A 9,415-nucleotide genomic window follows, 5' to 3' on the forward strand; every position below is an offset into this window, starting at 1 on the left:
GAACCAGTCCGCCGCCTGCCGGGCCGTGGGCCGTTCCTCCGGTTTCTTGGCGAGCATGCTCAGCAAGTACGTCTCGAAGGCGGGCGGCAGCGCGGCGCCCCGCTGGTGCGGCGGCACGGGCGGGGAGTCGACGTGCTGGTACAGCAGGGCGGTCGCGGTGGGGGCCTCGAAGGGAGGGGCGCCGACGGCCAGGTGGTAGAGCAGGCAGCCCAGCGAGTACATGTCGGAGGCCGCGCTCGCCGGGGTGCCGATGGCGCGTTCGGGCGCCAGGTACAGGCCGGTGCCGACGATCTGCCCGGTGGTGGTGAGTGCGCCGGAGGGGTCGTCGACGAAGCGGGCGATGCCGAAGTCGGCGATGCGGACGGTGCCGTTGCGGTCGCTGAGCAGGTTGCCGGGCTTGACGTCGCGGTGCACGATGCCCTGGGCGTGCGCCGCGGCCAGGCCCTCGGCCGAGTGCTGCGCCACCTGGGCCAGCCGCTCCGGTGCGAGCGGGCCGCCGGCGGTCAGTTCGTCGGCCAGGCTGTCGCCGTCGATCAGCTCCATCACCAGGAAGCAGCGGTCCTCCCAGCTGCCGAAGTCGAGCGTCCCGACCACGTGCGGGTGGTTCAGCCGTGCCGAGGTCTGCGCCTCCAGCCGGAAGCGGGCCTCGGCCGAGGCGTCCGCCCCGTCGTTGAGGAGCAGTTTGACCGCGACCGGCCGGCCGAGCACCTCGTCGAGGGCCTGCCAGACCTCGCCCATCCCGCCTCGTCCGATGACCGTCTGCAGCCGGTACCGATCTGCCACCAGCACGCGTAGTCCCGCCCTCAATCCCCGAAGTCCGTCCCGCCCTCACGTCCGCTCCCCACAGCGAGCGCGGCAGCAGCCGGGCAGCGCATACGGGTCGCGGCAACCCGGCTCATCTTAACGATCACTTGGGGTGCTCCCGACCGGCCCATGACACTCGGCGCTGAATCCGTCCGGAGTCCGTCCGCGATCCCTCCGGATCCGGGATCCGTCCGGGACCTGTCCGGGTGAAAAGCAGGGAGTCGCCTCGTCGTACAAAATGTAGAGCTGATCATGTATGCCATCGTCGCCCTACCCGCTGATCCACTCGGGAAAGGGAGGACGACCTTGACCCCTCTGACGTGGCTGCTCATCCCCTTGGCAACCATCTTCATGGCAAGTATCTGGGGCGTCGTCGCGGGACGCCCGCGACGCGCCGACGACGTGACGGGCGTGGAGCGCTACGACCGCTTCCGCGCCGCGCTGTCCCGCATGACCTCCTGACCGGCCGGCTACCGGAGCAGCAGCTGCAGGCCGCCCACGACCGTCGCCGCGATCACCAGCTGCTCGAACAGCCGCTGGTCGATGCGGTGCACGGCCCACTTGCCGAGCAAGGCGCCGGGGACGACGAAGAGCACGAGGGCGGCGTCGAGGAGCAGGGAGCGGGCGTCGATGAGGCCGAGGCCCGCGCTGAAGGGCACCTTGGAGACGTTGACGATGAGGAAGAAGAAGGCCGAGGTGCCGAGGAAGCCGAGCTTGCGGAAGCCCGCGGAGAGCAGGTACAGCGACATCACCGGGCCGCCCGCGTTGGCGACCATCGTGGTGAAGCCGCCGAGGACCCCGTAGGAGCGGGCCTTGAGGCGGCCCGCGCGGGTGGTGACCGCGTCCGGTTCCGCCTCCCGCCCGGCGGTGCGGCGCCGCCACACCGTCACGGCCGCCATCAGCAGCAGGATCGCACCGATCGAGGTCCGTACGACCCCGTCGTCGGCCCGCATCAGGAACAGTGTGCCGACGACCACCCCGGCCGCGACCGCCGGGAACAGCCGCCACAGCGTGGGCCAGTGGGCGTGCCGCCGGTAGGTGAGGACGGCGAGGACGTCGCCGGCGATCAGGATCGGCAGCAGCACTCCGGTGGAGGCGCGGGCGGGCAGTACGGCCGCGAAGACGGCGAGGCTGACCGTGTTGGCCCCGCTGACGGCGGTTTTGGAGAAGCCGACGAGCAGGGCCGCGAAGGCGAGCGCCGCGAACCCCCAGCCGGATATGTGCCAGAGCGTCATCGTGTTCATGCGGAGACCGATGCTATGTCCGGACAAGCGCGGGGCAGGAATCCGTCTCGCCACCTGGGAGGAATCATGGCCGACGTCCGAGAGCACGTCCTCACCGGCATCCGGGGCACACTCGCCGTGCGCGAGTGGCCGCACCCGCGACCGCGGTACATCGCCCTCCTGGTGCACGGGTACGGCGAGCACTCCGGCCGCTACCGGGAACTGGCCGGCGTCCTCGGGGCGCACGGCGCGGTCGTGTACGGCCCCGACCACACGGGCCACGGGAGGTCGGCGGGCGAGCGCGTGGTCGTGGCGGACTTCGAGGACGTGGTGACCGACGTGCACGCCGTGGCCGGCCTCGCCCGGGCCGCGCACCCCGGGCTGCCGCTCGTGCTGGTCGGCCACTCCATGGGCGGGCTGGTCTCCGCCCGCTACGCCCAGCGGTACGGCGACGGGCTCACCGCGCTCGTCCTGTCCGGGCCGGTGATCGGCGCCTGGGAGCTGCCGGGCCGGCTGCTCGCCCTGGACGAGATCCCCGACACACCGATCAGCCCGGCCGCGCTCTCCCGGGACCCGGCGGTCGGCGCGGCGTACGCGGCGGACCCGCTGGTCTGGCACGGCCCGATGAAGCGGCCGACGGTGGAGGCGTTCGCCCGGACCCTGGAAACCGTCGACAGGGGCGGCGACGTCGGCGCGCTGCCGGTGCTGTGGCTGCACGGCGACGACGACCGGCTGGTCCCGCTCCGCGGGAGCCGCGTCGGGATCGAGCGGCTCGGCGGCACCCTGACCGAGCGGATCTACCCGGGCGCCCGGCACGAGGTGTTCCTGGAGACGAACCGGGCCGAGGTCTTCGCGGACCTGACGGGCTTCCTGGACGGAGTGCTCGCGCGCTGAGCGGCACCGGCGCGGTTGTTTGCTCCGGTACGCCGGGGGCACCCGCGCCTCCATGGAGTGGTTGCGCAGCGCCGCCTGCGTGGGTGAGGACCCCGAGCTGTTCTTCCCTGTGGGCACGACCGGACCGGCTGTCCGAGACATCGAGGACGCCAAACGCGTCTGTGCCCGCTGCCCGGTCACCACCGAGTGCCTGTCCTTCGCGCTCGGCAGCGGACAGACCTCCGGTGTGTGGGGCGGGACCGGCGAGGAGGAACGCACCGCACTGCTCCGTACCGCCAGAGACGAATCCACAAGGAGAACCACCGTATGACTGTCGTGAAGAGCACGATTCCCGACTCGGCCCTTCAGGTCACCGGGGACGCACTGCAGAGCACACTCGTGGATCTTCTCGGGCTCTCCCTGATCGGGAAGCAGGCGCACTGGAACATCGTGGGACCCCGGTTCCGCTCCATCCATCTGCAGCTCGACGAAGTCGTGGCGACGGCCCGCGAGTTCGCCGACACGGTCGCCGAGCGCTCCGCCGCGCTCGGCCTGCCGCCGGACGGGCGCCCGGAGACCATCGCCTCGGCCTTCACGCTGCCCGGCCCCAAGGACGGCTGGGTGCGCGACACGGAGGTCGTCGAGGTCGTCGTCGAGGCCCTGGAGGCGGCCATCGGACGACTGCGCGAGCGTATCGACGCGACCGAGAAGCCGGACCCGGTCACCCAGGACCTGCTGATCGCGATCACGGCCGAGCTGGAGAAGCAGCGCTGGATGTTCGCCGCCGAGAACGTGGCCGGAGAGGTCTGACCGACGGCACACCCGCCTCCCGGGCAGACGGACCTCCCGGACAGACGGACGAAAGGGGCATCCGATGGCCGACGCTCTCGAACTCGGCGCGCTGTGGGAGGACTTCCACCGCGTGGTCAACATGACCTCGCAGGAACTGGCGGACTGGCTGCGGGTCCGGGACGCCGCCGAGAGCACCGAGCCGCTGCCCGAGGAGGCGGGCACGCCCACCGGGCAGCACGTGCTCTCCGTCCTGCGGAAGCGGCGGACCGATCCGACCGACGACGACCTGCGCGTGATGCGCGAGGTGGTCGACACGGTCACCGCCCGGGCGGACCTGGAGAACGAGCCCGTGCCCGAGGCGGGCGACGCCGCGGAGACCCGGCGCCGGCACCGGCTGATGTCCCTCGGGCACGATCCGCTCAAGGCGGCCCGGTGACGCGGGACCGGGACACCCGGGTCCTGCGGGAGCTGGTCGAGGCGCACGGCGAGACGTTCGCCCAGGAGGCCGGCATCACCCTGAAGGACGCCCCGCAGCCGTTGTACCGGTTGCTGGTGCTCGCCGTACTCCTCAGCGCCCGGATCCGCGGCTCGGTCGCCGTCGCCGCGGCCCGGGCGCTGTCCGACGCGGGCCTGCGCGATCCGCGCCGCATGGCCGGGTCCGACTGGCAGGAGCGCGTGGACGCGCTGGGCCGGGGCGGCTACCGCCGGTACGACGAGCGGACGGCCACCCAGCTCGGCGACGGCGCCGGACTGGTGACCGACCGCTGGGGCGGCGACCTGCGCCGGCTGCGCGCGGAGGCCCACGGCGAGGCCTCCGCGCTGCGCGGCCTGCTGCGGGAGGTACCGGGGCTGGGCCCGGTCGGCGCGGACATCTTCCTGCGCGAGGTCCAGCGGATCTGGCCCGAGGTGGGACCGTACCTGGACGACAAGGCGCTGTCCGGGGCGCGGCGCCTGGGCCTGCCCGAGGACCCCGGTCGGCTCGTCGAGCTCGCCGGCGGCACCGAACCGGCCGTGCTCGCCGCCGCGCTGGTGCGCGCGGCGCTCGACAGGCACGTGGCCGAGGAGTGCCTCGAGCACGCCGCCTGACCACCGGCGGCCGTCACCGCGGCCGTCACCGCGGCCGTCACCGTCACCGTCACCCGAGCGGCCCCGTACCGCGGCGGTGGGCATGCGCGCCGGGGCCCGCGCGCCTAACGTCGAAGGCGCACACCAGTGGCGTGTCCGGGGCGGCCCGACGCCGTCCGCGGGTACCGGTTCGGCGTGGGAGGCCGGTCAGCCATGAGACTCACCGCGGCGCGCCGCCGCGACCACGACAGGCCGCCGCTCGTCCACAAGTGGCGTCGGGCGGCGGACCGGCAGCTGACCCCCGTGCAGCGGTCGCTGCTGATCACCTGGATCTCCTTCGGGGTGACCTTCGGCTCGGTCCGCGTCATCACGCACGGCATCCGGGGCGGCTGGCTGCCCTGGGGCAACATCTCCGCGGGCGGCGAGCACCTGCACCACTACAACATCGGCATCGTCACCCTGGCCGGCCTCGGCCTGATCGCCGTACGCGGCGACGAACGCGCCGTGGGCCACCCGGCCGTCGCGACCGCCTACGGCTGCGGCACCGCGCTCATCTGCGACGAGTTCGCGCTGCTGCTGGACCTGCAGGACGTCTACTGGGCCAAGCAGGGCCGGCTCAGCGTCGACGTCTCCTTCGGAGTCCTCTCCGTGCTGGGCGCCTACCTGACGGCGAAGCCGTTCTGGCACGAGGTCGCCCGTATCACCCGGCACCACCTCGTCACCGCCACCCGCGGCGCCGCCCCCGCCTGACGGGCCGCCGACGTGCACGCCGCGCGGGCGGTCGCACCCACCGTGAGGAGCAAGGCATGACCCCAGCCGACCGCCCGCAGCGGGACCGTCGCACGGTACGCCTGCGCATATCGAGGGCCGACCCCTGGTCGGTGATGACGACGAGCTGTCTGCTGCTGGTGGGGCTGGGGATCTGCGTGCTCGTCACCATGATGCTGGTCTGGGGGGTGCTGAGCGTGCTGGACCCGGAAGCCTGGCCCTCCTTCGGCTGGGCGCTCGCCATCGCCGCCGGGATCGTGACACTGGAGGTGGTCCTGGGTACGGCGCTGGCGACCCTGGGGGCGTTCCTCTACAACATGTCGTCGCAGTACGCCGGCGGCGTCCACCTCACGCTGGCCGACGACATCCCGGCGGCCTCCGCCGGTTCCGAACTGCTGCCGGACGTCGGCCGTCTGTACCGGCGCCTCCAGGCCCGTCTGGGGTTCCCGCGTCCGGGCTGGGGTGCCCGGTACGTCGGCTTCGCCGACCGCTGCGCCGAAGCGGGCCGGCGGCTGCGCCGTACGGAGCGGTCCGGCCCCTCCCGCCGGGACGAGCGGGACGGCCGTACCGCTCCTGGCCGCCGGGACGGCCGTACCGACCCTGGCCGCCCCGGCGGCCAGGACGACCCGGACGCCCGGGTGGAGGAGACCACACCCGGCTGACCGGCGGTCAGCCGCCGAGGTGGGACGGGAGGTGCAGCAGCCGGGCGATCGTGCGCAGGACGCCGTTGTCGTTGTTGGAGGGCGCGAGGTGGCGGGCCCGGCCGAGGACCTCGGGGTGGGCGTTGGCCATGGCGAACGACCACTCGGCGGCGTCCAGCATCTCCAGGTCGTTGAGGTAGTCGCCGAACACCAGGGTCTGGGCGGGTGTGATCCCGAGGTCCCGCTGGAGCCGGCGCAGGGCGGCCCCCTTGTTGGCGGTCGGGTTCATGACGTCGACCCAGTGCTCGCCGGAGACGACGACCTGGTGCGTGCGGGCGAACGACGCCAGCGCCGGCGCGGTGGTCCGCTCGGCCGGCCCGAAGTCGAAGAGGGCCACCTTGACGACGTCGTCGTCGACGGCCGAGGCGTCCGTCACGGTCCGGTGCCGTACGTAGTACCTGCGGACCTCGGCCAGGAAGGCCCCGTCGGTCCGCTCCACGTAGGCCGACCGCTTGCCGCAGACCACGGCGCCCACGTCCGCTCCCCGCGCCGTGAGTTCCCGTACGGCCTCCACGAGGCGGGCCACGACGGACGGCGCGAGCGGGTCGGAGCTCAGCTCCACGCCGTCCCGGACGACGTAGGTGCCGTTCTCCGCGATGAACACCATGCCCTCGTCGTTGCCGGCGAACTGCTCGGCCAGCGTGGCGTACTGGCGGCCGCTGGCGGGGCTGAAGAGCACATCGCGGCGGCGCAGCTCGGTCAGGGTGGGCCACAGGCCGGCGGGGATCCGCTTGGCGTCGTCGAGGAGCGTGCCGTCCATGTCGGTGACGACCAGCCGTATGTCGGCGGGTCCCGCGGACGGGTCGGGGGCGGTGAGCAGGGGCGAGGGTGTGCTGGGCATGTCCGTTTTCTGCTGGCGGCGCGGAGGGCGCCTGGGCTGGTGCGCCGGCTCCGTCGCCGCGCGGCGGCACTTCCACCCTACCGGCTCCTGGTAAGGACTCCTTCCTGGTCGAGGAGGCCGGCCCCGGCCTCTCCGGTCCGCCGGTTCCGCCGGTTCCCGGGACACCGTGATCGCCGAGCGGCACAATGACGGCGACGGCCGCGGCCGGCCGCGGTCAGGACACCACACAGGGCAGGAGCGCAGACGTGAGCGAGAGCCACACCCCGTCGAGCAGGTCGCCGAGGCTGAACACCGGGGTGGCGCACAACGCGCGCGTGTGGAACTACTGGGTCGGCGGCAAGGACAACTACGAGGTCGACCAGCGGGTCGGCGAGCACGTCGCCGGGATGTTCCCGGTGATCCGGGACGTGGCCCGCGCCGACCGCGAGTTCCTCGGGCGGGCGGTGCGCCATCTGACCGCCGAGCGCGGGATACGCCAGTTCCTGGACATCGGCACCGGGCTGCCCACGGTCGACAACACCCATGAGATCGCGCAGCGGATCGCCCCCGACGCGCGGATCGTGTACGTCGACAACGACCCGATCGTCCTCGCCCACGCCCGCACCCTGCTGACCAGCACCCCCGAGGGCGCCACCGCCTACATCGACGCCGACGTGCACGATCCGGGGGCCATCGTCCGACGCGCCGCCGAGACCCTCGACCTCGGCCGGCCCATCGCGGTGATGATGCTCGGCATCCTGAACTTCGTCCTGGACACCGACAAGGCGCGCGACATCGTCCGCCGGGTCATGGCCGCGGTCCCCTCCGGCAGCTTCCTGGTCCTGACGCACCCCACCTTCGACGCCGATCTCGGCGGCGAGGGCAACGTGGCCGCCATGGAGTTCTGGAACGAGAACGCCACCCCGCCGATCACCGCCCGGCCCCGCGCCGAGGTCGCCGCCTTCTTCGAGGGCCTGGACCTGGTCGAGCCGGGTCTGGTTCCGTGCTCGCGGTGGCGTGCCGACACCGGCTCCCCCGCCGCGGTGCCGCAGTTCGGCGCGGTGGCCGTGAAACCCTGACGCGGGCGGCACCCCGGCGGCCGGGCCCGTCCGGGCCCGCTCGAACCCTTCCGCGTTCCGAGGAGGCGGTATGACCACCCTCGCCGACCCCGTCCCCGGCGGGCGCCCCGGTGACGTCGAACGGGCCACCGCGCTCGGTGGCGAGCTCGCCGGGCGGGGGGTGCACGGCGTCGTCCTGGCCTATGTCGACACCGCCGGGATCGGCCGGGTCAAGACGGTCCCGACGGCGAAACTCGCCACGGCGGCGGCCTGGGGCGTGGGCATGTCCCCGGTGTTCGACACCTTCCTGGCCGACGACTCGGTCGTCACCACCGACGTCCTCGGCTCCCCGGACGGCGACCTGCGGCTCTACCCGGACCTCGACCACCTGGTGGTTCTGTCCGGGCAGCCGGGCTGGGCGTGGGCCCCGGTCGACCGGATCACGCAGGAGGGCGAGCGGCACCCGGGGTGCAGCCGCACCTTCCTGCGCCGGATCGTCGCGGACGCCGAGCGGCGCCACGGGCTGGCCTTCAAGGCGGCCGTCGAGGTCGAGTGGTCCGTCGGCCGGGGGACGGCTCCCGAGGGCACGTTCGAGCCCGCGGTGTCCGGTCCGGCCTACGGCGCCGCCCGCCAGGTCGAGCTGAGCGACTGCGCCGCCGACCTGCTGGCGGCCCTCGCGGCGCAGGGCGTGGACGTCGAGCAGTTCCATCCCGAGTACGCGGCCGGGCAGTTCGAGGTCTCCGTCGGCGCGGCGGACCCGGTGGCGGCGGCCGACCGCAGCGTGCTGGTGCGGCAGACCGTGCGGGCCGTGGCCCGGCGGCACGGGCTGCGGGTCTCCTTCGCACCGGCCGTCCTCGGGCGGGGCGTCGGCAACGGCGGCCACGTCCACCTGTCCGCCTGGCGCGACGGGAGCAACCTGCACTCCGGCGGCGCCTGCCGGTACGGCATGACCGCCGAGGCCGAGTCCTTCGCCGCCGGTCTGCTCACCCATCTGCCGGCCCTGACGGCGGTGACCGCGCCGAGCCCGGCCAGCTATCTGCGGCTCAGGCCGTCGCAGTGGGCGGGGGTGTTCGCCGTCTGGGGCCGGGAGACCCGTGAGGCGGCCGTCCGTGTCGTCACCGGGACACGGGGTCTGCGCGACCGGGCCGCGAACCTGGAGGTCAAGCCGGTCGACCTCGCGGCCAACCCCTACCTGGCACTGGGCTGTCTGATCGCGGCCGGTCTGGACGGGACGACGTCGTCGGCGTCCCTGCCCGAGGAGATCACCGGGGATCCGGCGCGGTTCGGCGCCGCTGAGGCGGCGGCCCGGGG

General features: G+C 73.5%; 12 protein-coding genes and 1 pseudogene. 10 read left to right on the plus strand and 3 right to left on the minus strand.

The genetic code is table 11. The features are described 5' to 3' along the window. Positions 1-789, minus strand: a 789-nt coding sequence (locus tag RH94_RS19840; RefSeq protein WP_079189111.1) for a serine/threonine-protein kinase, incomplete at its 3' end; no start/stop codon positions are given. Between the two features lie 321 nt (positions 790-1,110). Between RH94_RS19840 and RH94_RS19845 the strand changes: the two genes are divergently transcribed. Next, a complete protein-coding gene (locus tag RH94_RS19845) occupies positions 1,111-1,266 on the plus strand; it encodes a hypothetical protein (protein ID WP_234425897.1) in 156 nt (51 codons plus the stop codon). Positions 1,267-1,274: 8 nt separating this feature from the next. Here RH94_RS19845 and RH94_RS19850 read toward each other — a convergent pair whose 3' ends face one another. Continuing rightward, complete coding sequence (locus tag RH94_RS19850) at positions 1,275-2,048, minus strand: sulfite exporter TauE/SafE family protein (RefSeq protein ID WP_073948869.1); 774 nt, start codon at positions 2,046-2,048, stop codon at positions 1,275-1,277. A gap of 66 nt (positions 2,049-2,114) precedes the next feature. Here RH94_RS19850 and RH94_RS19855 point away from each other — a divergent pair, with 66 nt between their 5' ends. The 7 genes from RH94_RS19855 (at position 2,115) to RH94_RS19885 (ending at position 6,187) form a co-directional block, all read left to right on the plus strand. Next, positions 2,115-2,921 (plus strand): alpha/beta hydrolase, encoded by an 807-nt coding sequence (locus RH94_RS19855; RefSeq protein ID WP_073948870.1) that lies wholly within the window; start codon positions 2,115-2,117, stop codon positions 2,919-2,921. 52 nt (positions 2,922-2,973) lie between these two features. Beyond that, a complete protein-coding gene (locus RH94_RS19860; RefSeq protein WP_073948922.1) occupies positions 2,974-3,231 on the plus strand; it encodes a WhiB family transcriptional regulator in 258 nt (85 codons plus the stop codon). Beyond that, on the plus strand, positions 3,228-3,710 hold the full coding sequence (locus RH94_RS19865) for a Dps family protein (protein ID WP_073948871.1): 483 nt from the start codon (positions 3,228-3,230) through the stop codon (positions 3,708-3,710). The genes RH94_RS19860 and RH94_RS19865 overlap by 4 nt, the downstream gene beginning before the upstream one ends. Before the next feature lie 64 nt (positions 3,711-3,774). Then, positions 3,775-4,128 (plus strand): DUF3140 domain-containing protein, encoded by a 354-nt coding sequence (locus tag RH94_RS19870; RefSeq protein WP_073948872.1) that lies wholly within the window; start codon positions 3,775-3,777, stop codon positions 4,126-4,128. Further along, a complete protein-coding gene (locus RH94_RS19875) occupies positions 4,125-4,778 on the plus strand; it encodes an endonuclease (protein ID WP_073948873.1) in 654 nt (217 codons plus the stop codon). The genes RH94_RS19870 and RH94_RS19875 overlap by 4 nt, the downstream gene beginning before the upstream one ends. A 192-nt stretch (positions 4,779-4,970) precedes the next feature. Further along, the gene (locus RH94_RS19880) at positions 4,971-5,507 is read left to right on the plus strand and encodes a hypothetical protein (RefSeq protein WP_073948874.1); all 537 of its coding nucleotides are present in this window, start codon (positions 4,971-4,973) and stop codon (positions 5,505-5,507) included. A 56-nt stretch (positions 5,508-5,563) separates the two neighbouring features. Continuing rightward, positions 5,564-6,187, plus strand: coding sequence for a DUF3566 domain-containing protein (locus RH94_RS19885; protein ID WP_073948875.1), 624 nt, complete (start codon positions 5,564-5,566; stop codon positions 6,185-6,187). 7 nt (positions 6,188-6,194) lie between these two features. Here RH94_RS19885 and RH94_RS19890 read toward each other — a convergent pair whose 3' ends face one another. After that, complete coding sequence (locus RH94_RS19890; protein ID WP_073948876.1) at positions 6,195-7,067, minus strand: Cof-type HAD-IIB family hydrolase; 873 nt, start codon at positions 7,065-7,067, stop codon at positions 6,195-6,197. A gap of 245 nt (positions 7,068-7,312) precedes the next feature. Between RH94_RS19890 and RH94_RS19895 the strand changes: the two genes are divergently transcribed. Together RH94_RS19895 and RH94_RS19900 are read left to right on the plus strand one after the other, a co-directional pair. Continuing rightward, complete coding sequence (locus tag RH94_RS19895) at positions 7,313-8,125, plus strand: SAM-dependent methyltransferase (RefSeq protein WP_073948877.1); 813 nt, start codon at positions 7,313-7,315, stop codon at positions 8,123-8,125. Between the two features lie 199 nt (positions 8,126-8,324). Further along, positions 8,325-9,415, plus strand: a pseudogene (locus tag RH94_RS19900) (glutamine synthetase); the annotation flags it as partial.

The organism is Streptomyces kebangsaanensis (genome assembly GCF_001906585.1).
Lineage (GTDB): Bacteria > Actinomycetota > Actinomycetes > Streptomycetales > Streptomycetaceae > Streptomyces > Streptomyces kebangsaanensis.

Excerpts from the sequence above, each read along its gene's own strand:
- RH94_RS19870 (WP_073948872.1), top strand. The coding sequence starts at position 3,775 with ATGGCCGACGCTCTCGAACTCGGCGCGCTGTGGGAGGACTTCCACCGC.
- RH94_RS19885 (WP_073948875.1), top strand. The coding sequence starts at position 5,564 with ATGACCCCAGCCGACCGCCCGCAGCGGGACCGTCGCACGGTACGCCTG.
- RH94_RS19890 (WP_073948876.1), bottom strand. The coding sequence starts at position 7,067 with ATGCCCAGCACACCCTCGCCCCTGCTCACCGCCCCCGACCCGTCCGCG.
- RH94_RS19860 (WP_073948922.1), top strand. The coding sequence starts at position 2,974 with ATGGAGTGGTTGCGCAGCGCCGCCTGCGTGGGTGAGGACCCCGAGCTG.
- RH94_RS19850 (WP_073948869.1), bottom strand. The coding sequence starts at position 2,048 with ATGAACACGATGACGCTCTGGCACATATCCGGCTGGGGGTTCGCGGCG.
- RH94_RS19855 (WP_073948870.1), top strand. The coding sequence starts at position 2,115 with ATGGCCGACGTCCGAGAGCACGTCCTCACCGGCATCCGGGGCACACTC.
- RH94_RS19880 (WP_073948874.1), top strand. The coding sequence starts at position 4,971 with ATGAGACTCACCGCGGCGCGCCGCCGCGACCACGACAGGCCGCCGCTC.
- RH94_RS19865 (WP_073948871.1), top strand. The coding sequence starts at position 3,228 with ATGACTGTCGTGAAGAGCACGATTCCCGACTCGGCCCTTCAGGTCACC.